Annotated in this window: 21 protein-coding genes and 1 pseudogene; 7 read left to right on the top strand and 15 right to left on the bottom strand. The window is 73.9% G+C overall.

Annotated elements, in window-relative coordinates; all coding sequences use genetic code 11:
- The first annotated feature begins 28 nt into the window (after positions 1–28).
- Both ABD976_RS18320 and ABD976_RS18315 read left to right on the top strand, forming a co-directional pair.
- Complete coding sequence (locus ABD976_RS18320) at positions 29–2386, top strand: ADP-ribosylglycohydrolase family protein (RefSeq protein WP_345364757.1); 2358 nt, start codon at positions 29–31, stop codon at positions 2384–2386.
- 100 nt (positions 2387–2486) lie between these two features.
- A complete protein-coding gene (locus ABD976_RS18315; protein ID WP_345364755.1) occupies positions 2487–3263 on the top strand; it encodes an enoyl-CoA hydratase-related protein in 777 nt (258 codons plus the stop codon).
- A 3-nt stretch (positions 3264–3266) separates the two neighbouring features.
- On the opposite strand, the gene ABD976_RS18310 is transcribed toward ABD976_RS18315, so the two are convergent.
- The 6 genes from ABD976_RS18310 to ABD976_RS18285 all read right to left on the bottom strand — a co-directional run bounded on the left by ABD976_RS18310 (position 3267) and on the right by ABD976_RS18285 (position 9133).
- Positions 3267–3635: a barstar family protein gene (locus ABD976_RS18310; RefSeq protein ID WP_345364753.1), complete on the bottom strand. Its 369-nt coding sequence runs from the start codon at positions 3633–3635 to the stop codon at positions 3267–3269.
- Positions 3636–4054: 419 nt separating this feature from the next.
- Positions 4055–4288, bottom strand: a complete 234-nt coding sequence (locus ABD976_RS18305) for a hypothetical protein (RefSeq protein WP_345364751.1) — start codon at positions 4286–4288, stop codon at positions 4055–4057.
- Positions 4289–4407: 119 nt separating this feature from the next.
- Positions 4408–5298, bottom strand: a complete 891-nt coding sequence (gene mmsB, locus ABD976_RS18300; protein ID WP_345364749.1) for a 3-hydroxyisobutyrate dehydrogenase — start codon at positions 5296–5298, stop codon at positions 4408–4410.
- 43 nt (positions 5299–5341) lie between these two features.
- A complete protein-coding gene (locus tag ABD976_RS18295; RefSeq protein ID WP_345364747.1) occupies positions 5342–6373 on the bottom strand; it encodes an enoyl-CoA hydratase/isomerase family protein in 1032 nt (343 codons plus the stop codon).
- A 34-nt stretch (positions 6374–6407) separates the two neighbouring features.
- Positions 6408–7580 (bottom strand): acyl-CoA dehydrogenase family protein, encoded by a 1173-nt coding sequence (locus ABD976_RS18290; RefSeq protein WP_345364745.1) that lies wholly within the window; start codon positions 7578–7580, stop codon positions 6408–6410.
- 53 nt (positions 7581–7633) lie between these two features.
- Positions 7634–9133, bottom strand: coding sequence for a CoA-acylating methylmalonate-semialdehyde dehydrogenase (locus ABD976_RS18285; protein ID WP_345364742.1), 1500 nt, complete (start codon positions 9131–9133; stop codon positions 7634–7636).
- Between the two features lie 186 nt (positions 9134–9319).
- On the opposite strand from ABD976_RS18285, the gene ABD976_RS18280 reads away from it, so the two are divergent.
- Positions 9320–10183, top strand: coding sequence for a transketolase (locus ABD976_RS18280; protein WP_345364740.1), 864 nt, complete (start codon positions 9320–9322; stop codon positions 10181–10183).
- Positions 10180–11160, top strand: a complete 981-nt coding sequence (locus tag ABD976_RS18275) for a transketolase family protein (RefSeq protein WP_345364738.1) — start codon at positions 10180–10182, stop codon at positions 11158–11160. The genes ABD976_RS18280 and ABD976_RS18275 overlap by 4 nt, the downstream gene beginning before the upstream one ends.
- 109 nt (positions 11161–11269) lie before the next feature.
- Here ABD976_RS18275 and ABD976_RS18270 read toward each other — a convergent pair whose 3' ends face one another.
- The 7 genes and pseudogenes from ABD976_RS18270 to ABD976_RS18240 form a co-directional block, all read right to left on the bottom strand.
- Positions 11270–12133 (bottom strand): LLM class F420-dependent oxidoreductase, encoded by an 864-nt coding sequence (locus tag ABD976_RS18270; protein ID WP_345364736.1) that lies wholly within the window; start codon positions 12131–12133, stop codon positions 11270–11272.
- Positions 12134–12282: 149 nt separating this feature from the next.
- Entirely contained in the window at positions 12283–12723 is a 441-nt protein-coding gene (locus tag ABD976_RS18265; RefSeq protein ID WP_345364734.1) for an NUDIX domain-containing protein, read from the bottom strand.
- A 70-nt stretch (positions 12724–12793) separates the two neighbouring features.
- Positions 12794–13264: a ribose-5-phosphate isomerase gene (locus ABD976_RS18260; protein WP_345364732.1), complete on the bottom strand. Its 471-nt coding sequence runs from the start codon at positions 13262–13264 to the stop codon at positions 12794–12796.
- Positions 13261–14950 (bottom strand): annotated as a pseudogene (locus ABD976_RS18255) (dihydroxyacetone kinase family protein). Before ABD976_RS18255 ends, ABD976_RS18260 begins: the two are co-directional and overlap by 4 nt.
- A 32-nt stretch (positions 14951–14982) precedes the next feature.
- On the bottom strand, positions 14983–16299 hold the full coding sequence (locus ABD976_RS18250; RefSeq protein WP_345364728.1) for a GntP family permease: 1317 nt from the start codon (positions 16297–16299) through the stop codon (positions 14983–14985).
- A gap of 183 nt (positions 16300–16482) precedes the next feature.
- Positions 16483–17247, bottom strand: coding sequence for an SDR family NAD(P)-dependent oxidoreductase (locus ABD976_RS18245; RefSeq protein WP_345364726.1), 765 nt, complete (start codon positions 17245–17247; stop codon positions 16483–16485).
- A gap of 22 nt (positions 17248–17269) precedes the next feature.
- Positions 17270–18115 carry a sugar phosphate isomerase/epimerase family protein gene (locus ABD976_RS18240; protein WP_345364724.1) on the bottom strand — a complete coding sequence of 282 codons (846 nt, stop codon included), beginning with the start codon at positions 18113–18115 and terminating at the stop codon, positions 17270–17272.
- A 133-nt stretch (positions 18116–18248) separates the two neighbouring features.
- On the opposite strand from ABD976_RS18240, the gene ABD976_RS18235 reads away from it, so the two are divergent.
- From ABD976_RS18235 to ABD976_RS18225, 3 genes are read left to right on the top strand one after another with little or no spacing between them, the layout of a single operon-like run.
- Positions 18249–18917: a GntR family transcriptional regulator gene (locus ABD976_RS18235; protein ID WP_345364722.1), complete on the top strand. Its 669-nt coding sequence runs from the start codon at positions 18249–18251 to the stop codon at positions 18915–18917.
- Between the two features lie 35 nt (positions 18918–18952).
- Positions 18953–19480, top strand: coding sequence for a GNAT family N-acetyltransferase (locus tag ABD976_RS18230; RefSeq protein WP_345364720.1), 528 nt, complete (start codon positions 18953–18955; stop codon positions 19478–19480).
- 29 nt (positions 19481–19509) lie between these two features.
- Positions 19510–20514, top strand: coding sequence for a methyltransferase (locus ABD976_RS18225; RefSeq protein ID WP_345364718.1), 1005 nt, complete (start codon positions 19510–19512; stop codon positions 20512–20514).
- Here the strand turns inward: ABD976_RS18225 and ABD976_RS18220 are convergent.
- The gene (locus tag ABD976_RS18220; RefSeq protein ID WP_345364716.1) at positions 20489–21148 is read right to left on the bottom strand and encodes an MOSC domain-containing protein; all 660 of its coding nucleotides are present in this window, start codon (positions 21146–21148) and stop codon (positions 20489–20491) included. The two genes, ABD976_RS18225 and ABD976_RS18220, sit on opposite strands and share 26 nt — an antisense overlap.
- 250 nt (positions 21149–21398) lie before the next feature.
- Positions 21399–22430, bottom strand: a complete 1032-nt coding sequence (locus ABD976_RS18215; protein WP_345364714.1) for an NAD(P)H-dependent flavin oxidoreductase — start codon at positions 22428–22430, stop codon at positions 21399–21401.
- Between the last annotated feature and the right edge of the window lie 19 nt (positions 22431–22449).

Genomic DNA, 22449 nt, shown 5'->3' with positions numbered 1-22449 from the left:
CCCCTGGGATCGCAGGACCGTGGACGACATGAGCGGAGCCGGTGACCGGTTGGACGACACCGAACGCGCCTTGCTCGCCGCCTGGCGGGCGGCTGCCCGGCGCGACCCCGTCGAGCGGGAGCTGCTGGCGGTCTGGCGGCGGTGGCGGGCCGAACCGGCCACCCGCCCGCCGTGGGGAGCCGCGTTGCAGCAGCGGCTCGCCGCCGATCCGGACGCGCCGCTGCCCGCCACCGGGCTGGCCGGACCGGACGGCCTGCTGCTCGACGCGCCGAGCCGGGTGCTGGGGATGCTGCTGGGCGGCGCGGTCGGCGAGTTCACCGCGCTCGGCCGGGTCGGCCACCGCACCAGCGCGCTGCTGTTCGTCCTGGAGGGGCTGCTCCGGGCGCACACCCGCGCCCGGTCCGCCGGCGACGGCGACCCGCTCCGCGGCGCGGTGTCCGGGCTGCGCCGCTGGCTGCGCTCGCGCGGGGTGCCGTGGCGCGACTGCACCGGCACCGGGGCGCCGAACGGCTGGCTGCTCGCCGAACGCGCGCTGCGCTCGCGGCTCACCGACGAGCCGACGATGCTGCTCGCGCTCGGCCGGATCACCGGCGGGCACCCGGGGGGCACCCGCGCGGAACCCCTCAACTCCGCCGACAGCGCCACCGCCGTGCCGCTGGGCGCGCTGGCCGCGCTGTGGTCCGCCGACCCCGAGACGGTGTTCGCGCTGGGCGGTGACCTCGCCGCGCTGACCCACGGCCACCCGGACGGGCACGACCCGGCCGGGGTCGTCGGCGTCCTGGCCCACTGGCTGCTGCGCGGACGTCCGCTGGAGCAGGCGGTGGCGCACGGGATGGCGGCGTGGCCGCCGGGACGCCCGAAGCTCGCCCGCGCCCGCGGCCTCGGCGAGGCCAGCCCGGCCGGGTTCGCGCCGGGACCGGCCGAGCTGGACGCGATGGCCCTCGGCCGCAGCGGGCTGGACGCGCTGGCCATCGCGGTCCGCTGCGCCCTGGCGGCACCGGACTTCGCGACCGCGGTGCGGGCGGCCGCCCGGCACGGCGGGGACACGGCGTCCTCGGCGATGCTGTGCGGGCTGCTGCTCGGCGCGCTGCACGGTCCGACCGCCGTCCCGGAGCGGTGGCGCACCGCGCTGCCGATCACCGGCCTGGTGGAGCGCATCGCCGAGGACGCCGCCACCGAGTTCGGCCCGTACCCCGACGAGTCCGACGACTGGGAACGGCGCTACCCCACCTCCGACCTCGCCGACCCGCACCGGCCCGCCGCGGCCTACCGCACCGGGCTGGCCGCGGTGCCCCGGCTGGCCGCCTCCCGGGACCGGTTCGTCGGGGGCGTGCTGGGCGCGGCCATCGGCGAAGCGCTGGGGATGCCGGTCGCGGGCGACAACTGGGAGGAGATCCGGTCCCGGCACGGCACCGGCGGCGTCACCGACTACGTCCCGGCCGGCCACCCGTCCGGGCGACTCGGCAGCGACACCCAACTGCTGCTGTTCTCCCTGGAGGGCACGATCCGGGCGAACGTGCGGCGGCGCAGCGCCGGGGCGATCGACCCGACCCGCCACCTCCAGCACGCCTACCAGCGCTGGCTGCACACCCAGCACCTGAGCTGGCCGCGCGCCGCGGGCGAGTTCCTCGCCGACGCACCGGCTCCCGACGGGTGGCTGGTCGAGCAGCGCGCGCTGTTCCAGACCCGCAACCCGGGGCGCACCATGATGCGCACCCTCATCGCCTTCGCCAAGGGCCAGCAGTCGAGGGGCACGCCGGAGGACCCGGTCAGCGACGCCGAGGACAGCGGCGCCGTGCTGCGGACCGCCCCCGCCGCGCTGTGGAGCGGTGATCCGGCCGAGGTGTTCGAGGTCGGGATGGCCACCGCGGCGCTGACCCACGGCCACCCGAGCGCCTACCTCAGCGGCGGGGCGCTGGCGTTCCTGGTCGCCCGGCTGGTGCACGGGGTGGAGCTGACCGCGGCGGTGGACGAGGTGCTGGAGCAGCTCACCCGGCATTCCGGCCACGACGAGGTCAGCCGCAGGCTGCTCACCGCGATGCGGCTGTCGAAGGGCACCCCGCTGCCCCCGGAGGAGCTCAACCGCGCCCTCGGCACCGGCTGGACGGCCGCCGAGGCGCTGGGCATCGGGGTGCACGCGGCGCTGGTCGCCGAGGGCGACCTGGACGCCGGGCTCGCCGTGGCGGTCAACCACTCCGGCAACAGCGCCACCACCGGCGCCGTCTGCGGCTGCCTGCTCGGCGCGACCACCGGCGCGGACCGCATCCCGGAGCGCTGGATCGCCGACCTGGAGCTGAACGAGGTGGTCGAGCGGCTCGCCCACGACGCCGTCCTCGAGTTCGGCCCCCGCCCCCCGGACTGGGCCGACCGCTACCCCCCGACCTGACCCCACCCGCCCGTTCGCACGCTGCTTCACCTGGACGGGTGGGAGCCGGTTCGGTGCGGAGGTGGGGTCGTCGGGTTCACGTCCGGGTTAGCGTGCTGGCATGGCTGAACTCGTGCACCGCAGCACCGACGGCGGCATCGCCACCATCACCCTGGACTCCCCGCACAACCGCAACGCCCTGTCCGCCCAGCTCCGCCGCGAGCTGCTCGACCACCTCACCGCCGCGATCGACGACGAGGCGGCGCGGGTGCTCGTGCTGGACCACACCGGTCCGGTGTTCTGCGCCGGGATGGACCTCAAGGAATCGCGCTCGGCGGGCTCCGAGGAGCAGGGGGTGCAGGAGCTCCCGGCCATCCTGGAACGGCTCTGGCACAGCCCGAAGCCGGTGGTCGCCAAGCTCGCCGGACCGGCCCGCGCGGGCGGGGTCGGCATGGTCGCGGCCTGCGACCTCGCGGTGGCCGCCGACACCGCCACGTTCGCCTTCTCCGAGGTGCGCATCGGGGTGGTGCCCGCGGTGATCTCGATCCCGGTGCTGCCCCGGCTGACCCCCCGCCAGGCGCACGAGCTGTTCCTCACCGGGGAGACCTTCGACGCGCCGCGCGCGGTGCGGATCGGGCTGCTCAACGCCGCGGTGCCCGCCGCCGAGCTGGACGCCGAGGTGACCCGCTACACCGACATGCTGGCGCTGGGCGCCCCCGGCGCGCTGGCCGCCGCCAAGGAACTGCTGCTCGCCGAGCGGCCGACCGACGTGGGCGCCGGGTTCGAGGCGATGCAGCGGCTGTCCGCCGAACGGTTCGCGGGCGCGGAAGGCCAGGAGGGGATGCGCGCCTTCGCCGAGAAGCGCAAGCCCTCCTGGGTGCCCGAGCGGCTCCGCTGAGCGTCAGTCGCGGGCCAGCACGGCGCTGAAGTTCCGCCCGCACATGCTGTTCAGCGACGCGTCGCGGAGAACGGCCTGGATGCCCCGGAAGGCCTTCGGGTCGTTCTTCGCCAGCGCCGCGTGCCCGCTCCAGACCAGCACGTGCTCGCCCTCGGGCAGCCACGACAGGTCGGTCAGGCAGTCGTAGAGGGCGTCGAGGTTGCGGCCGGTCCACTCCGGGAAGTTCATGGCCGCCGCGATCCCCTCGAGGGTCGTCCGCTTGTTGACCAGTTCCGCGCCGTCGACGACGTGCACGGCCGCACCCCGCTGCTCCGCTTCGGCAACGGCCTGGCGGGTCGTCACGTCAGCGGAGGGCTGTTCCACCTCGCTCACCGCCGGCTCCTTCCCCACCTTGCTGGCCCACTTCGTAGCAAACATCGCACTCAACCATCGGCGTCGACAACGACGAATGATCCGTCATGATCGTTGTTGTGGCAAAGCTCGGACCTGTTCGCGGTGGCCGACCGCCGCGCTCCCCGCCGCGGCGGGGCCCGGCACCGGCACCGCGCGGTCGTGGCTCGACGAGCCCGGCCGCGAGTCGCCCGGAGGCAGGGGCGAGCGGCCCGGCGGGGCCGAGGCCCGGTCCGCCTCCGGAGGCAACTCCGCCAGGTTACGCACTGGAAGCCGGAATTCCACAGCCCCCGGCGCCGAGTGCTCGGAAGTCCCGCTTCCGGCGTAGTCGCGGACGAACCACCCGATGACGACGAGGGCGATGAGGCCCACGAGCGCCACCGAGATGCGCTTGCGCGAGCTCACGCCGCGGTCCCCTTCCGCCCGGCGGAACCGTCCCGGCGGACCGGCGGTTCCGCGTCGCGGACCCGGGTGAGCCGCGCGCCCAGGCCGTCGATGCCGCGATCGATGACCCGCGCGAGCACCCAGGCCAGCGGGACCAGGACCGCGAACGCGAGGGTCACCTGCAGCACGTAGGGGAGCTGCACGAGCCAGAGCTCGACGCCGTCCCACCACTCGACCAGCCATGCCAACACAGAGCGTCAGAGTACGCCCGGTTCAGCGGCCCGCGACGGCGGCCTGACCCCAACGTGGTCACAGCGCGTGCGCACAACACCGGACCGCGCGGACGCATCACGCTTCTGGGTGAGAGGTATCAGACGGTGCCCGAGCGCTCCCGGATCGAGCCGATGATCGCGCCGAAGTCCAGCGACCCGCCGCCCTCGTCGTTGAACCGCTGGTAGAGCTCGGTGGCCAGCCGCCCGACGGCGGTGTCGGTGCCGCTCTGCTCCGCGGCCGAGGCGGCCAGCTTGAGGTCCTTGAGCATCAGCGCCGCGGCGAAACCGGGTTCGTAGTCGTGGTTGGCCCGGCTGGTCTCCACCAGCCCCGGCACCGGGCAGTTGGTGGTCAGCGCCCAGCACTGGCCGGTGGAGACCGAGGCCACGTCGTAGAGCGCCTCCGGCGGCAGGCCCAACCGCTCGCCGAGCACGAACGCCTCGCCGACGGCGATCATCGAGGCGCCCAGGATGAGGTTGTTGCACATCTTGGTGACCTGGCCGTTGCCCGCCCCGCCGCAGTGCACGACCTTGCGGGCCATCGGCTCCAGCACCGCCTCGCTGCGCCGGAAGTCCTCCTCGGCGCCGCCGACCATGAACGTGAGGGTGCCCGCCTCGGCCCCGGCGGTGCCGCCGGAGACCGGGGCGTCGATCATGCCGAAGCCCGCGGCGGCGGCCTTCTCGTGCGCCTGCCGCGCGTCGGCGACGTCGACGGTGGAGGAGTCGATCAGCAGCGCGCCCGGTTCGGCGGCGGTGAGCACCTCGTCGAGGCATTCCAGCAGGTGCCCGCCGCCGGGGAGCATGGTGATCACCGCCTCGGCGCCGCGCACCGCCTCGGTCACCGAGGGCACCACCTCGACCCCGTGGCCCGCGGCAGCCTCCAGCGCCGCCGGAGCCAGGTCGAAGCCCCGCACCCGGTGGCCGGCCCGGACCAGGTTCGCCGACATCGGGCCGCCCATGTGCCCCAGCCCGATGAATCCGATGACAGCCATCGTCACTCCTCCTCGGTACCTCCGTCGCCGACCGGCGACCGGCCTACAGCACCAGTTCCCCGTCCGGGCGCGGCGCGAAGAACTCCGCCACCCGGGCGTCGTCGACCGCGGCGAGCTCGGGCGGCGACCACCGGGGCCGGTGGTCCTTGTCGACCAGCGTGGCGCGGACGCCCTCCACGAAGTCGCCGATGCGCACGCACGCCATCGACACCCGGAACTCCTGGCGCAGCGCGTCCTCCAGCGAGCCGAAGTCCGTCCGCAACGAGCGCAGCGCGACCTTCAGCGCGGTCGGCGACTTGGCGCCGATGACCTCGGCGGCGGCGTGCGCGGCTTCCTCCGGGCGGTACCGCAGCCGCTCCAGGACCTGCTCGACCGAGTCGGCCGAGTACGCGGCGTCGATCCAGTCCCGGTGCACCGCCAGGTCCGAATCGGGCGGCGGCGTGGCGTACTTGGCCAGCGCGGCGTCGACGTCCCCGGTGGCCAGCGCCTCGACGAGCGCGGGCAGCTCGGAGCTCGGCACGTGGTGGTCGGCCATCCCGGCCTGGATCGCGTCGGCACCGGTGATCGGCGCCGCGCTCAGCGCGAGGTGGGTGCCCAGCTCGCCGGGCGCGCGGGACAGCAGGTAGGTGCCGCCGACGTCGGGCACGAACCCGATGCCCACCTCGGGCATCCCGATCCGGGAGCGCTCCGTGACCACCCGGTGCGAGCCGTGCGCGGTGATCCCGACGCCGCCGCCCATGCAGATGCCGTCCATCAGGCCGACGACGGGCTTGGGGTAGTTCGCCAGCGCGCTGTTGAGCCGGTACTCCTCGGCCCAGAACGTCGCGGGCAGCGATTCGTCCCCGGCCGCGGCGGCGTCGTGCAGCGCGCGGACGTCGCCCCCGGCGCACAGCCCGCGGTCCCCCGCCCCGTCGATCAGCACCGCGGTGATGTGCCCGGCGTCGCGCCACCGCTCCAGGGCCTCGGCCATCGACCGGACCATGCCCAGCGTCAGGGAGTTGAGCGCCTTGGGGCGGTTGAGGGTGATGCGTCCGAGCGCGCCCTGCTCGTCCAGCAGGATCTCGGGCTCCGTCATGATGCCGACTCCTCGTCGCGGACGACCGCCGCGGTCACGGCGCCTCCAGCAGACCGCGGGAGATGATCATCCGCATGATCTCGTTGGTACCTTCCAGGATCTGATGCACCCGCAGGTCGCGGACGATCTTCTCCAAGCCGTACTCGGCAAGGTATCCGTAACCACCGTGGATCTGAAGGGCCTCGTTGGCCACCGCGAAACCCGCGTCGGTGGCCAGCCGCTTGGCCATCGCGCACAGCCGGGTCGCGGCCGGGTCGCGCACGTCCAGCGCCCAGGCGGCCCGCCACAGCAGCAGCCGGGCCGCTTCGAGCTCGGTGGCCATGTCGGCCAGCTTGAACCGCAGGGCCTGGAACTCGCCGATCTTGCTGCCGAAGGCGCTGCGCTCCCGCACGTAGCCCAGGCTCTTGTCCAGCGCCGCCTGCGCGCCGCCGAGCGAGCACGCGGCGATGCTGAGCCGTCCGCCGTCCAGCCCGGCCATCGCGATCTTGAACCCGATGCCCTCCTCGCCGAGGCGCTGGTCGGCACCGACCCGCACGCCGTCGAAGGTGACCTGCCGGGTGGGCTGGGCGTTCCAGCCCATCTTGCGCTCGTTGGCGCCGAAGGACAGCCCCTCGGCGGCGCCGTCCACGACGAAGGTGGAGATGCCCGCGGCGCCCTCCTCGCCGGTGCGCGCCATCACCACGTAGACGTCGGAGGAGCCGCCGCCGGAGATGAACTGCTTGACCCCGGTGAGCACGTACTCGTCGCCGTCCCGGACCGCCTTGGTGCGCAGCGCCGCCGCGTCCGAGCCGGCCTCCGGTTCGGTGAGGCAGTAGCTGGCCAGCCGCTCGGTCGCGCACAGCGACGGCAGCCAGCGCGCCCGCTGCTCGTCGGAGCCGAAGCGGTCGATCATCCCGGCGCACATGTTGTGGATCGACAGGTACGCCGCGATCGACGGGTCACCGGTGGCCAGCGCCTCGAAGATGAGCACCGACTCGAACCGGCTGAGCCCGCTGCCGCCGAAGCGCTCGTCGACGTAGACGCCGCCGATGCCGAGCTGACCCGCCTCGCGGATCACCTCGACCGGGAAGTGCTTGTCCTGGTCCCACCGCACCGCGTCCGGCGCGAGCCGCTCGGCGGCGAACTCGCGGGCGGTCCGCTGGAGGTCGCGCTGGTCCTCGGTCAGCTCGAACGGCGACGTGGGCCCTGCTACTGCCGCAACGGACATCTCCACTCCCTTCCGCCGGCGCGGTGGGCGGTTCCGGGCCGCCCGGCGCCGGATCAGTGCATCGTCGGGATGGTGAAGCTGGCGCTCTCCTTCAGCCCGGAGGGCCAGCGCGAGGTCACCGTCTTGGTCTTGGTGTAGAAGCGGACCGAGTCCGGCCCGTGCTGGTTGAGGTCGCCGAATCCGGAGCGCTTCCAGCCCCCGAAGGTGTGGTAGGCGATGGGCACCGGGATCGGCACGTTGACGCCGACCATGCCGGTGTTCACCCGCGAGGTGAACTCCCGCGCGGCGTCCCCGTCGCGGGTGAAGATCGCGACGCCGTTGCCGTACTCGTGCTCGCTGGGCAGCCGGACCGCCTCCTCGAAGTCGGCGGCGCGCACCACCGACAGCACCGGCCCGAAGATCTCCTCGCGGTAGATCCGCATGTCGGTGGTGACCCGGTCGAACAGCGAGGCGCCGGTGAAGAAGCCGTCCTCGTGCCCGTCGAGCCGGAAGTCCCGGCCGTCGACGAGCAGTTCGGCGCCTTCTTCGACGCCGACCCCGACGAGGTCGCGCACCCGCTCCCAGGCCTGCCGGGTGACCAGCGGCCCGAAGTCGGCCTCGGCGTCGAAGCTGGTGCCGATGCGCAGGCCGCGGACCCGCTCGGCGAGCTTGGCGACGAGCGCGTCGGCGGTGGCCTCGCCGACCGGGACGGCGACCGAGATCGCCATGCAGCGCTCCCCCGCCGAGCCGTAACCGGCGCCGATGAGCGCCTCGACCGCCTGGTCGAGGTCGGCGTCGGGCAGCACGACCAGGTGGTTCTTGGCGCCGCCGAAGCACTGCGCGCGCTTGCCGTGGTCGGCGGCGGTCGAGTAGATGTACTGCGCGATGTCGGAGGAGCCGACGAAGCCGACCGCCTCGACGCGCGGTTCGGTCAGCAGCGCGTCGACCGCGGTCTTGTCGCCGTTGACGACGTTGAACACGCCCGGCGGCAGCCCGGCCTCGACGAACAGCTCGGCCAGCCGCAGCGGCACCGAGGGGTCGCGCTCGGACGGCTTGAGGACGAAGGCGTTGCCGCAGGCGATGGCGGGCGCGGCCTGCCACAGCGGGATCATCGCGGGGAAGTTGAACGGCGTGATGCCCGCGACGACGCCGAGCGGCTGGCGCATCGAGTAGACGTCGATCCCGGTGCCGACGTTGTCGCTGTACTCGCCCTTGAGCAGGTGCGGGATGCCGACGGCGAACTCCACGACCTCCAGGCCGCGCTGGATGTCGCCCTTGGCGTCGGGCAGCGTCTTGCCGTGCTCGGCGGAGAGCAGCCGGGCCAGCTCGTCCATCTCGTCGTTGACCAGTTGCAGGAACCGCATCAGCACCCGGGCGCGCTTCTGCGGGTTCTGCGCGGCCCAGTCCCGCTGCGCCTCCGCGGCGCCGGTCACCGCCGAGACGACCTCGGCGGAGGAGGCCAGCGGGACCCGCGCCTGCACCTGACCGGTGTTGGGGTCGAAGACGTCGCCGAACGCGCCCGAGGTGCCGGGCACCCGCTTGCCGCCGATGAAGTGTCCGAGCTCGTTGGTCATACCGCGCACCCTCCGCCGTACCGCCGTGGATTTTACTAGGAGGACAAACCTTCGGGGCTCCGATCATTCCCGAGATTCAGCCATTCGCAACAGGGTGTTCCCCATCACATCACCGGTTCAGCGGTTTGACCGACTGTCGACAGTCAACAAAGCTGCTCCGCAGGATCACGGAAGGAGGCGTCCTCGATGGCTGCACCGCACGCGGCACCGAGTTCGTTCGACGAACGGGTGGACACCGCGCGACAGGCCGCGCACCGGATGCGGCACCACATCCTGAACATGGGCGAAGCCCAGGGGCAGGGCTACGTCGGGCAGGCGCTGGGCGTGGCCGACCTGCTCGCCGTCGTCTACCGGGACCGCCTGCGGTACCGGGCCGACGACCCCGAGTGGCCCGGCCGCGACCGGTTCCTGCTCTCCATCGGCCACTACGCCATCGCGCTCTACGCCGCGCTGGCCGAGGCGGGCACGCTCGACGTCGCGGAGCTGGAGACCTACGGCGCCGACGGCAGCAGGCTGCCGATGTCCGGGATGGCCTCCTACACGCCCGGGATGGAGATCTCCGGCGGCTCGCTCGGGCACGGGCTGACCGTGGCCACCGGGATGGCGCTGGGCCTGCGCCACCAGGGCAACCCGGCGCAGGTGTACGACCTGCTCTCCGATGGCGAGCTGAACGAGGGCTCGACCTGGGAAGCCGCGATGGGCGCCGCGCACCACCGGCTCGGCAACCTCACCGCGATCGTGGACCTCAACGGCCTGCAGGCCGACGGGCCGACCGGCACCGTGCTGTCCGCCGAACCCGTCGTCGACAAGTGGCGGGCCTTCGGCTGGTACCCGGTGCGGGTGGACGGCAACGACGTGCCCGCGCTGCTGCGCGGCTTCGAGGAGCTGGCGGCGGCCCCGGCGGACCAGCCGGGGGTGCTGCTCTGCGACACCCGGATCGGACGCGGCGCGCCGCTGCTGGAGACCCGGGAGAAGGCGCACTTCATGCGCATCGAGGAACACGAGTGGCAGCTCTGCCGCGACCAGCTCGACGAGGTGAACGACCGATGACCCGCCGCCTGACCACCTCCGCGATGATCGCCTCGTTCGTGGACGAGGGCATGCGGACCACGCCCGCTCCGTTCGGGCACGCCCTGGCCGCCTTGGCGGAGCAGCGGCCCGAGGTCGTCGGGCTGACCGCCGACCTCGGCAAGTACACCGACATGCACCTCTTCGCCCAGGCCCACCCGGAGCGGTACTTCCAGGTCGGGATGGCCGAGCAGCACCTGCTGGGCGCGGCGGCCGGGATGGCCGAGGTCGGGCTGGTCCCGTTCGCGGCCACCTACTCGGTGTTCGCCACCCGCCGCGCCTACGACTTCCTGTGCCTGGACATCGCCGAACCCGGGCTCAACGTCAACGTGATCGGCGGGCTGCCCGGGCTCACCACCGGCTACGGCCCCAGCCACCAGGCCACCGAGGACGTCTCGCTGCTGCGCGGCGTGCCGGGTCTGACCATCGTGGACCCGTGCGACTCGGTGGACATCGAGCAGGCGGTGCCGCAGCTCGCCGCGCACCCCGGCCCGACCTACCTGCGGCTGCTGCGCGGCAAGGTGGCCACGATCCTCGACGAGTACGACTACCGCTTCGAGCTGGGCAAGGCCGCCGAGCTGCGGCCCGGGCGCGACGTCGTGCTGGTCTCCAGCGGCCTGATGACCATGCGCGCGCTGGCCGCCGCCGAGGAGCTGGCCCGCCACCACGTCGACGTCTCGGTGGTGCACTGCCCGACCATCAAGCCGTTCGACGCCGGGACCGTGCTGCGCGCGGCCGACACCGACCGGCTGCTGGTCACGCTGGAGAACCACTCGGTAGTCGGCGGGCTGGCCGACGCGGTGGCCACCGCGCTGGTCACCGGCGGCAAGCCCCGCTCGCTGGTCCCCATCGGACTGCCGGACGAGTTCCTGGCCGCGGGCGCCCTGCCGACCCTCCACGACCGCTACGGCCTGTCCACCGACAAGGTCGTCGAACGCGTCCTGCACGAACTGTCCTGACCGTCACCCGCCCGGGTAACCACCACCCGTTCTCGTCATGAGTGAGGGGCACCCTTGTCCAAGTATGTTGGGCAAGGGTGCCCCTCACTCAGTTCACGAACGGGTGGCGTCAGAGGAGGGCCGGGGCCAGTTCGCTCCATTGTTCGCGGGCCAGGTCGTCGGAACCGGTGAGGACCTGGACCGCGACGTGCTCGGCGCCGGCGTCGAAGTGCTCGCGCACCCGCCGCAGCACCGCGTCCTGGTCGCCCCAGGCGACCACGGCGTCGATCAGGCGGTCGCTGCCCCCGTCGGCGAGGTCGGCATCGGTGAAGCCCAGCCGCCGCAGGTTGTTCGCGTAGTTCGGCAGTCCGAGGTAGACCGCCACGCCTTCGCGCGCGATGCGCCGGGCCTCGTCCGGATCGGTCTCCAGCACCACCTTCTGCTCCGGGGCCAGCAGCGGTCCCCGGCCGAGGATCTGCCGCGCCTGGGCGGTGTGCTCCGGGGTGACCAGGTACGGCAGCGCACCCGCCGTCCGCTGCCCGGCGACCTCCAGCGTCTTCGGCCCGAGCGCCGCCAGCGCCCGGGCGTGGTGCGGCAGCGGCACCGGCAGGGCGTCGAGCTCGTCGAGGTAGGAGCGCACCTTGGTCAGCGGCTTGCGGTAGCTGTGCCCGTGCTGCTCGACCAGCGGGGCGTGGCTGCTCCCCAGCCCGACCAGCAGCCGCCCCGGGCGGGACCGGTCGACCCGCTGGTAGGCGGCGGCGACGTCGGCCGGCGGGTACAGCCAGACGTTGACGATGCTGGTGCCCACCACCAGCCGCTCGGTGGCGTCGAGCAGGCCCTCCGCGGTGGCGAGCCCGCCGTGGGCGTTGCCCAACCACAGCGTGCCGAAGCCGAGCTCCTGGATCTGCGCCGCCGCCTCGCGGTGGTCGGAGCGGCCCGGGTCCCAGAACGCCTCGGCGATCCAGAGACCGATCCTGCCGAGTCCGAGCGCCATGCGAATCCTCCTGTCGCCTGATCCGGTGCCCCCAGGATGGCCCAGCGCCCAGGACCCGGCAACGAAGCGCCGCCGGAGCGGCTCGCCCGCCCGCGCGGGGATCGGCGGCGTCGTCGGCCGCCGCGACGGCGCCTCGCTGCCGGAGCCGCTCAGCGGGTCCGGAAGTGCGCGTCGAGGATCGCGGCGAGCTCGCCGGACAGCGGCGGTTCGTCGCCCGCCGAGATCCAGGCGTAGGCGTCGTGCTCGGTGAGCCGGATGTCCCCGGCCGGGATGACCTGGACCGACCAGGTGTGCTGGCGGTGCCTCGTCCCGCTGCGGGTGGTGTAGTCGAAGGAGCCGAGGTAGTCGGTGATCCGCTCGATCCGGTAGCCGGTCTCCTCGTCGACCTCGCGGTGCAGCGCGGGGATCAGCTCCTCGCCCGGGTCGACCTTGCCGCCGGGGAACTCCCACTCGCCGCCCCGGAACTCGCCCGCGGGGCGGCGCAGCAGCAGCACCCGCCCGCCGACCTCGACGACGGCCGCCACGATCTGCTGCCCGATGCCGTCCGCGTCGGCCTGGCGGTCCAGCTCGGCGATCTCGACCGGACGCATCGACCACACCCCTCCCGGTCGCCCCACCGTACCGGCCGCCGCCGGAGCCGCGAGCCGACGCGGGAGGCGGCTACCGCGTGCGGTTCTCGTAGGCGGTGAGCCCCGCGACCTTCGCCGCCGAGGCCGACTCCGGGTCGAAGCGGTGCGCCAGCCACTCGCGCACCAGGGTGCGGGCCAGCTCCAGGCCGATCACCCGCTGACCGAGGGCGAGCACTTGGGCGTCGTTGCTCAGCACCGAGCGCGCCACCGAGTAGCTGTCGTGCGCGGTGACCGCGCGGACGCCCTTGACCTTGTTCGCGCTGATCGCCACGCCGAGGCCGGTGCCGCAGACGAGCAGCGCCCGATCGGCCTCGCCGCGCGCGACCTGCTCGGCGGCGGCCACCGCGACGTCCGGGTACGGGGTGGTCTCGCCGTCGGTCACCCCGACGTCGGCGACCGAGGCGACCCGGGGGTCGGCGGCCAGGTCGGCCTTGAGCGCTTCCTTGTAGGCCAGGCCCGCGTCGTCGGCCCCGACCACGATGCGCAGCGGTGCGTCGCTCACTTCTCCTCCAGTCCAGCGGCGATGGTTTCCACGATCAGCGCGAACGAGACCGCCCCGGCGTCGGGCGTCCCGGCGCTGCGCTCGGCCAGCGGCCGGGCGCGTCCGCGCTTGGGCGTGAGCGCGGCGGTGTCCTCGGCGGCCTGGCGCGCCTCGGCGGCGGCCGCCGACCAGCGGCGCCCGGCGGTGAGGGCGCGGGTGAACGGGACGAGGGCGTCGACCATCGTCTTGTCCCCGACCTCGGCCCCGCCGGTGCGCCGGATCGCCTCGGCGAACGCCTCGACCGCCGCGGCCCCGCTCGCCGGGGTGGGCGCGGCGGTGTCCCCGAGGCGCTCCCCAGCGGCGCGCAGGCCGGTCCCCCACAGCACCCCGGAGGTGCCGCCCGCCTTCGCCGCCCAGGCGTCCCCGGCCTCGGCCAGCACCGATCCCGCGCCGGCCCCGGCGGCCAGCGCGGCCGAGGCGGCTTCCAGCGCCGCACCGGTGCCGCGGACCATGCCGCGCCCGTGGTCGCCGTCGGCCGCGACGGCGTCGATCCGGCCGAGCTCCTCCTCGGCGTCGGCGATGGCCCGGCGGACCGCGTCGAGCACGTCGACGGCCACCGCCGCGCTCGCCCGGGACTCCTCGGTCGCCTCCCAGCTCCGCTGCCGCCGGGCGGTTCCGCGCCGCTGCCGGGCGGGTTCGGCGCCCGGGGCGGGCGGGGCGCCCTTGCGGAAGGCGGGCGCGTCGACGGGGGCCCGCCAGCACCGCTCCAGGTCCTCGTCCAGCCACACCAGGGTCAGCGAGATGCCCGCCATGTCCAGGCTGGTGACCAGTTCGCCGACCTCCGGGTCGACGACCTCGCACCCGGCCTCCCGCAGCCGCCGCGCGACCCGGGACCACACCACGAACAGCTCCTCGTACTTGGTGCCGCCGAGCCCGTTGAGCACCGCGCCGACCCGGCCGCCCCGGCTCGGCGCCTCGGCGAGCACGCCGTCGACGAGGACGTCGGCCACCTCCTCGGCGCTGCCGAGGTCCACATCGGACACCCCGGGTTCGCCGTGGATGCCCAGTCCCAGCCCCATCTTCCCGTCGGGGACGGTGAACAGCGGGGTGTCCTGGCCGGGCAGCGTGCACCCGGCGAAGGCGATGCCGAGGGTGCGGGTGCGCTCGTTGGCCAGCCGGGCCAGGCGTTCCACCTCGTCGAGGTCGGCGCCCTCCTCGGCCGCCGCGGCGGCCACCTTGAACACCACCAGGTCACCGGCGATGCCGCGCCGCTGCTCGGCGCGTTCCGGTGGGGCGGAGGCGATGTCGTCGGTCACCACCACGGTGCGGCAGTCGATCCCCTCGGCCCGCAGCCGCTCCTGCGCGATGCCGAAGTTCATGGTGTCCCCGGCGTAGTTGCCGAAGCTGAACAGCACACCGCCGCCGAGGTCGGCCGCCCGCGCCACCTCGACGGCCTGCTGCGCCGACGGCGAGGTGAACACGTTGCCCACCACGGCGCCGTCGCAGAACCCGGGGCCGACCAGCCCGGCGAACGCCGGGTAGTGCCCGGAGCCGCCGCCGACGACCACCGCCACCTTGCCCTCCGGGCCGGGCGCGGCGCGGACCACGCCGCCGTCCACCCGGGCCGCGCTGCGGGCGTGCAGCTCGCAGAAGCCGTCCAGGGGCGTCCTCGGTGAACGCCGCCGGATCGTTGAACAGCCGTGTCATGCTCGCCTTCCGTGGTTCTCGGGGTCCGGGGATCAGATGACCAGGCTCGCGGTCAGCACGAGCCCGAGCGCCACCACGCCCATCAGCGACTGGGCGACGGTGTAGACCTGGAACGCGCCCCGGGTGGACAGTCCGAGCAGTCCCCGGAACATCCAGAACGTGTTGTCGTTGACGTGCCCGCCGAAGCTCGCCCCGGCCGCCGCGGCCAGCACCACCAGCACCGGGTTCACGCCGAGGGTGTCCACCACCGGCAGCAGCAGCGTCCCGCCGGTGATCGCCGCGACCGAACCGGAGCCCTGGGCGAGCCGCAGCAGCGCGGCCACCAGCCAGGCCAGCACCAGCGGGGACAGCGTGCTGGTGGTGAACAGCCCGGCCACGATGTCGCCGACGCCGGTCTTCGAGATGACCTCGCCGAGCGAGCCGGCGACGCCGTTGAACAGCAGGATGGTGCCGCTGGTGGCCGCGCCCTTGCTGATCGCCCGCTCCACCGCCTTCATCGACAGGCTGTAGGCGCAGATCACGCAGCCCAGCAGCAGGCCGATCAGCAGCGAGACGATCGGGTCGGACACCAGGGTCACCCAGCCGATCTCGGTGCCGGCGATCTCGGTGACGGTCCCGGAGACGATCAGCGCGAGCGGCACCACGATCGGCAGCAGCAGCACCGGCAGGGGCAGCCGCCGGCGCGGCTCCTCCAGGTCGGCCACCTCGATGTCGATGGAGGTCTCGATGTCGTCGGCCTCGTCCTTGGCCGGGTTCCAGGTGCGGCGCATCAGCAGGCCGTGCAGGAAGATCGAGATGATGATCGCCAGCACGCCGACGACGACGCCGACCAGCAGCATCATGCCCAGCGAGGCGCCCAGCGCGCCGCTGACCGCCAAGGCGGCCGAGCCGGGCAGGATCATCAGCAGCCCGACTTCGAGCCCGATGGCCAGCGCGCCGCCGACCTTCGCGACGCTGATGCCGGTGCGGCGCGCGACCGACTTGGCGATGGGCGCCAGCATCACCAGCGCCACGTCGAAGTAGATCGCCGGGAACACCACGCCGGAGGACAGGCCGAGGGCGTAGGGCGATTTGCTCTTGCCGAACGCGCGCAGGAACAGCTCGACGATCCGCTGCAACGTGCCGGTGGCCGACAGCAGCGAGCCCAGCAGCACGCCGAATCCGATGATGAGCCCGATTTCGGCCATCAGGCCGCCGAATCCCTCGGCGACGGCCGTGGTGGTGCCCTCGAAACCGAGGCCCGTGGCCAGTCCCAGGTAGAGCGCGCCCAGCACGAGCACGATGACCGGGTTCAGCTTGGCCGCGACGATCAGCACGACGATCCCGACCAGCGCGATGGCCGTGTGCATGATGATGAGAGAAGGGGGCATGGCAGTGCCTTCCCGTGATCCTCGACGTTGAGGAGGCCCGGCGGGCGGGCAGGTGGAACTCCGGGTCGCTCCGGTGGGTGGTTCCGGGCGCTCCGGTGGTTGCGGTGGGCGAGCGGGTGGTCCGCTCGCGGTGGGGCCCGCGCCGCCGCGCGGGCCCGCTCGTCACTGGATGTGCGAGCCGCCGTTGATGTCGACGGTGGTGCCGGTGATGTACCCGACGTGCTCCCCGGCGAGGAAGGTGACCGTCGCCGCGACGTCGGCGGTGCGGCCGTTGCGCCCCACCGGGATGTCGGCGATCAGCTTCTCCTTGCGCTCGCCGGTCAGCGCCCCACCGGTGATGTCGGTGTCGATCAGGCCGGGGGCCACCGAGTTCACCACGACGCCGTGCTGGCCGACCTCGCGGGCCAGCGCGCGGGTCAGGCCCAGGATCGCGGCCTTGGCCGCCGAGTAGTGCGAGCCGCCGAAGACGCCGCCGCCGCGCTCGGCGCTGACCGAGGACAGGTTCACGATCCGGCCGTAGCCGCGCTCGACCATGCCCGGCAGCACCCGCTGGGTGACCAGGTAGGTGCCGGTGACGTTGACCTTGAAGACGAGGTCCCACTCCTGCTCGGTGATGTCCAGGAAGCGGGTCGGGCGGGTGATGCCCGCGTTGTTCACCAGCGCGCCGATGGCGGGCAGTTCGCCGTCCTCGACGGCGGCGATCGCCGCGTCCACCGAGGCGGCGTCGGTGACGTCGGCGGTCAGGCCCCGCGCCGGGACGCCGCACTCCTCGGCGACCAGCGCGGCGGTGCGCTCGGCGGCGGCGCCGTCGAGGTCGAGCACCGCGACGGCGAAACCGGCGCGCCCGAGGTGCAGCGCGGTCTCCCGGCCGATGCCGCGTTCGGATCCGGCGCCGGTGATGACGGCGGTGCGGGCGGTGTCGGACATGCTTTCTCCCTGTCGTAGGTGGTCAGGCCAGCGCCGGGTCGATGAGCGCGACGGCGCGGGCGGCTTCGGCTTCGCGGTCGGCTTCGGCGACGTCGTGGGTCTCCAGCTCCAGCACGTAGCGCGGCGTCCGACCGCTCCCGCGCAGCGCGCCGATGACCCCGGCGAAGTCGGCGCGGCCGCGGCCGAGGCTGAGGTTGATCTCGCCGGGCCGGGCGTCGCGGAGGTGGACGTGCTCGACGCGCTCGGCGACGTCGCGGGCGAAGGCGATCTCGTCGATGCCGCCCGCGACGACGTGGCTGACGTCGAGCACGAATCCGGCGGAGTCGGCGGGAACCCGCTCCAGCAGCGCCTCGCAGCGCCGCCGGGTGTGGCAGAAGCGGAAGTGGTGCAGGCCCTCGACGAGCACCCGCACGCCGCGCGCGGCGGCGAGGTCGCCGAGCAGCCGCAGGCCCCGGGCGAGCCGGTCGAGGTCGGTGGCCTCGTCGACGAAGGGATCGCGGTGCTGCGCTCCGCAGGGCACCATCAGCGCGGCGTCGAGCCGGGCGGCGAGGTCGACCAGCGGTCCGGCGGTGGCGCGCAGCGCGGCCTCGTCGAGCCGGGGGTCGTTCATCGCGCCCGCGTCGACGTTGATGGCCCAGGTGCGCAGCCCGGAGTCGGCGACGGCCGCCAGCACCTCGGGTGCGGCGGCGCCCAGCGGGGTGGGGATGTGGTCGCACACCCCGGGCAGCCCGCCGAGGTCGATCCCCTCGACGCCCAGCCCGGCGATGGCCCGCAGCGCTTCCGGCAGCGGGCGGTGCCGGAACGAGATCGTCGAGCAGCCCAGGTCCGGGTGCGTGCGACCCGGCGCTGCGATGCCGTTCGGGTTCATCGGCGACACTCCTTCGTGCTCGTGCCGGAGCAGTTAACCCATTTGGGTGGTCGACTGTCAACAGTCAACGGTCGGGTGAGTGCGCGGTATGCACTAGAGTGAGCACGGCTCCCGATCGGAAAGGCGATAACCGGTGTCCCTGGACGTCCCCGCACTGGCCGGCGTCGACCGGCAGACCTTGCGCGAGCAGAGCCTGCGCAAGCTCCGCGAAGCCATCAGCAGCGGCCAGCTCGAACCCGGCACCCGGCTGATCGAGACGGAGCTCAGCGAAGCCCTCTCGGTGTCCCGGGGCACGCTGCGCGAAGCCCTGCGCCACCTGGTCCAGGAGGGACTGGTGGTCGCCGACGAGCGGGGCAAGCTGCTGGTGCGGGCGCTGACCCCCGACGAGGTGCGGGAGATCTTCGCGGTGCGCGGCGCGCTCGAAGCGCTCGCCGCCGAGACCCTCTGCACCCGCCAGGACCGGACCGAGGCGGTCGCGGCGCTGCGCGGCCTGCTCGACCGGTTGCGGGCCGAGGACTCGGTGCCCGAGCGGGTGGAGCTGGACCTCACCTTCCACCAGCGGCTCTGCGAGCTCACCGGCAACACCGCGCTGGTGCAGTCCTGGCGGCACCTGTCCGGGCTGACCCGCGCCACGATCATGCGCTCCGGCCCGGAGCAGGCGATCCGGAACATGGACTGGCAGCGGCACGCCCCGATCGTCGACGCGATCGAGGCCGGGGACGCCGCGCGCGCCCGCGCGGTCGTGCAGGACCACATGCGCGAGACGGCCGACCGGATCGTCGGGGCGCTCACCGCCCGGTGACCACCGCGATCGCTCGATCGTGTTGACTCGGCGGGGTGAACGTGCGCATCACGACCTTCGACCTGGCGGCGCGGCTCGACGCGGCCCGCGCGCTGGCCCGGACCGCGATGAGCGCGGCGGGGCAGCCCGGCGGCATCCTCATCGGCCAGTACTTCCACGAGGTCACCGAGCTCGACGGGCTGCTGGCCCTGGGCGCCTTCCACGACGACGAGCTGGTCGGGATGCTGCTCGGCTGGCCCACCGCCAGCCGCGACTGGTGGCCCGCGCAGGTGCGCCCCGACCTCGCCCAGACCGGGAACCTGCACTGGCTCGACGACGCCTTCGAGCTCGCCGAGATCCACGTGCACCCGGACCACCAGGGCCGCGGGCTGGGCGGTCGGCTGCTCGGCGCCGCCGAGCAGCGCATCCCGCAGCGGCGGATCGTGCTGGGCACCAACGCGATCGACAACCACCGCGCCAAGGAGTTCTACCGCCGCCGGGGTTTCCGCACCCTGACCGGGCCGTTCCGGTGGCTCGGCCTGCCGCTGCGGGTGCTGGTGCTCGGCCGGGAGATCGCGCGCTGAGCCGTCCGGGCGGGCTTACCATCCGTCCCATGCCAGAGGAGCCGGCCGACGTCTGGGCGATGGCCGACCTCGCGCTGCCCTTCGCGGTGCGCGTGGTCGCCACGCTGCGGGTCGCCGACGTGGTGCGGGACGGTCCGCTGCCGCTCGACGAGATCGCGCGGCGCTGCGGCGCGCGCCCCGACCCGCTCGGCCGGGTGCTGCGCTTCCTGGTGCACCGCGACATGTTCGCCGAACCCGAGGTGGACGTCTTCGGCCCGAACGCCACCTCCGACGCGCTGCGCTCCGACGTGCCGGAGGGCCCGCAGCCGTGGCTGGACCTCGACGGCGCGGTGGGGCGCGCCGACCTCGCCTTCGTGGAGCTGATCGAGCAGGTGCGCGGGCACCACCCCGCCTACACAACCGCGTTCGGCCGCTCGTTCTGGGAGGACCTGGCGCACAGCCCCGAGCTCGCCGACTCCTTCGACTCCCTGATGGAGACCAAGACCCACGGGCTCGCCCCCGCCGTCGCGGCGGCCCACGATTGGAGCCGCTACCGCACCATCGCCGACGTCGGCGGTGGGAAGGGCGTACTGCTGGCCGAGATCCTGCGCACCGCCGAGGAGCCGCGGGGCGTCCTCGCCGAGCTCGAAGGGCCCGCCCGGCACGCCCCGGAGTACCTGCGGGACCAGGGCGTCGGCAAGCGGACCGAGGTGCACACCGCCAACTTCTTCGAGCCGCTGCCGTTCCGCGCCGATGCCGTGGTGCTGTGCGACGTGCTCGGCGACTGGGACGACGCCGACGCGGTGCGCATCCTGACCCGCTGCGCCGAGGCCACCACCGCCGACGGCGTGGTGCTGGTCGTCGAACTGCTGCCGGACACCGGGCGGATGTCCGAGTTCACCGAGATCGACCTGCGGATGCTGGTCTACGTGGAGGGCCGGATGCGCGATCTGGAGCGCACCGAGCGGATCGCCGAACGCGCCGGGCTCACCGTCGTGGACCTGACCCCGCTGGACAGCGGCTACTCGATCATGGAGTGCCGTCCGCAGCGGTAGCGGCGGGCAGCAGCTTCGCGATCTCGGCGCGCCAACGCGGCGGCAGGTCGTCCAGCCCGGCGGCCACGTGCCCGGCCAGCTCCCGCCTGCCGCGCGCCCGGAAGGCGAACACGTCGGCCACCGCCACGCCGTGCGCGGGCCGGGACAGCACCCGCACCGGGTCCCCGGCGGTGATCTCCCCGGGCTGCTCCACCGCCAGGTAGGCGCCGGTGCGGCCGTGCTCGGTGAACCGCTTGATCAGGCCCGGCACGTCCCAGAAGCCCGCGAACACCCGGCACGGGGTGCGCGGGCCGGTCACCCGCAGCACCGCACCGCCGATGCGCCACCGCTCCCCGATCACCGCGGCCGAGGAGTCCACCCCGGACAGCGTGAGGTTCTCCCCCGCGTTGCCCGGCACCAGGTCGAGCCCGGTGCGCTCCGACCAGTGCCGGAGCTCCTCGACGTCGAAGGCGTAGGCGGCCTGGAACCAGGCGCCGTGGTGGTCGCGGTCGAACACCGCGTCACCCGCCACGCCGTCCGCGGCGAAGCGCACCGGCCCGGCGGCCGGGCGCTTGTCGATCCCGGACCGACCCAGCCGACCGGTCCACGGATCGGTGCGCACGACGGCGATGTTGACGGACTCCACGACGCTCACCCGAACAGCTTAGAAACCCCCACCCCGAACCGCGATCGAATTCCCGACCACCTCACACCCGGCCTCCGCGCCACCGGCCACCACACGCCCGGGCGCCACGCCCAACACGCCCGTCCAAGTCACACCCGCGCCCGCCATCACCCGATAGTTCACCGAGTGAGGGGCACCCTTGCCCAACACACTTGGTCAAGGGTGCCCCTCACTCACGTCTCGATCGGGTGATGTGGGCGTGTCCGACCTTGGTCGTGGGTCAGGTTCGGGCTGCGGCCAGGGCTGTCCGGGTCTCCTCCGCCAGGAGGCGGACGAGGTCGGCGGCGGGCATCGGGCGGGCCTGGGCGTAGGTCTGCCCGGCCCAGAGCGACATCGCTTCCGGGTCGCCCGCGCCGCGCACCGGCTTGGTGAGGTGGTGCAGTTCGGGGTAGGCGGCCGGGGCGTGCGGGGTGTGCTCGGTGAGGAACCGGTTCACCAGGCCGCGGGCCGGGCGTCCGCTGAACGCCCTGGTCAGCGCGGTGTCGCGGGTTCCGGCGAGGACCTCGGCGCGCTGGACCGGGTTGGTGCCCGCCTCGTCGGTCACCAGGAACGCGGTGCCGAGCTGGGCGGCGACGGCACCGGCGGCCAGCACCGCCGCGATGTCCGCGCCGCGCGCGAGCCCACCGGCCGCGATCAGCGGCAGGTCCACCTCGGCGGCGACCGAGCGCAGCGCGGCGAGCAGCCCGAGTTCCGGGCCACCGGCGGGCGAGGTGCCGTCGTCGACGAGCACTGCGCGGTGCCCGCCCGCCTCGATCCCCTGCACGCACAGCGCGTCGACGCCGACCTCGGCGGCCCGGCGGGCCTCGGCCGGGGTGGTGACGGTGCCGACGACCTCCGCGCCCACCGCGTGCAGTCGCTCCACATCGGACGGTTCGGGCAGCCCGAAGGTGAACGACACCACCGGGATCGCCTCGGACACCACCAGTTCCAGCTTGGCCCGGTAGTGGTCGTCGTCCCACGCCGCCGCCCCGGGTTCGACGCCGAGGCGGGCGGCCTCCGCCGCGACCCGCTCCTGGTAATCGGCGAGGTCGAGCCCGCTGGGCTCCCCCGGGACGAACAGGTTCACGCCGAACGGCTCGGCGGTGAGCGCGCGGACCCGGGCGATCCGCTCCGCCAGTGCGTCCGGGCCGAGGTACCCGGCGGCCAGGAACCCGAGCCCGCCCGCCGAGCTCACCGCCGCCGCCAGTTCCGGGGTGGAGATGCCGCCCGCCATCGGTGCCGCGATGACGGGCGCGCTGCGCTGCGCGATCATGCCCCGACGGTACGACGGC

Origin of the sequence: Saccharopolyspora cebuensis (assembly GCF_039542665.1) — a bacterium.
GTDB classification, from domain to species: Bacteria; Actinomycetota; Actinomycetes; order Mycobacteriales; family Pseudonocardiaceae; genus Saccharopolyspora; species Saccharopolyspora cebuensis.
This window is presented reverse-complemented; position numbering and strand designations above follow the sequence as displayed.

Excerpts from the sequence above, each read along its gene's own strand:
- ABD976_RS18285 (WP_345364742.1), bottom strand. The coding sequence starts at position 9,133 with ATGACCAACGAGCTCGGACACTTCATCGGCGGCAAGCGGGTGCCCGGC.
- ABD976_RS18245 (WP_345364726.1), bottom strand. The coding sequence starts at position 17,247 with ATGTCCGACACCGCCCGCACCGCCGTCATCACCGGCGCCGGATCCGAA.
- ABD976_RS18320 (WP_345364757.1), top strand. The coding sequence starts at position 29 with ATGAGCGGAGCCGGTGACCGGTTGGACGACACCGAACGCGCCTTGCTC.
- ABD976_RS18275 (WP_345364738.1), top strand. The coding sequence starts at position 10,180 with ATGACCCGCCGCCTGACCACCTCCGCGATGATCGCCTCGTTCGTGGAC.
- ABD976_RS18295 (WP_345364747.1), bottom strand. The coding sequence starts at position 6,373 with ATGACGGAGCCCGAGATCCTGCTGGACGAGCAGGGCGCGCTCGGACGC.
- mmsB (WP_345364749.1), bottom strand. The coding sequence starts at position 5,298 with ATGGCTGTCATCGGATTCATCGGGCTGGGGCACATGGGCGGCCCGATG.
- ABD976_RS18315 (WP_345364755.1), top strand. The coding sequence starts at position 2,487 with ATGGCTGAACTCGTGCACCGCAGCACCGACGGCGGCATCGCCACCATC.
- ABD976_RS18215 (WP_345364714.1), bottom strand. The coding sequence starts at position 22,430 with ATGATCGCGCAGCGCAGCGCGCCCGTCATCGCGGCACCGATGGCGGGC.
- ABD976_RS18265 (WP_345364734.1), bottom strand. The coding sequence starts at position 12,723 with ATGCGTCCGGTCGAGATCGCCGAGCTGGACCGCCAGGCCGACGCGGAC.
- ABD976_RS18270 (WP_345364736.1), bottom strand. The coding sequence starts at position 12,133 with ATGGCGCTCGGACTCGGCAGGATCGGTCTCTGGATCGCCGAGGCGTTC.
- ABD976_RS18250 (WP_345364728.1), bottom strand. The coding sequence starts at position 16,299 with ATGCACACGGCCATCGCGCTGGTCGGGATCGTCGTGCTGATCGTCGCG.
- ABD976_RS18290 (WP_345364745.1), bottom strand. The coding sequence starts at position 7,580 with ATGTCCGTTGCGGCAGTAGCAGGGCCCACGTCGCCGTTCGAGCTGACC.
- ABD976_RS18240 (WP_345364724.1), bottom strand. The coding sequence starts at position 18,115 with ATGAACCCGAACGGCATCGCAGCGCCGGGTCGCACGCACCCGGACCTG.
- ABD976_RS18225 (WP_345364718.1), top strand. The coding sequence starts at position 19,510 with ATGCCAGAGGAGCCGGCCGACGTCTGGGCGATGGCCGACCTCGCGCTG.
- ABD976_RS18280 (WP_345364740.1), top strand. The coding sequence starts at position 9,320 with ATGGCTGCACCGCACGCGGCACCGAGTTCGTTCGACGAACGGGTGGAC.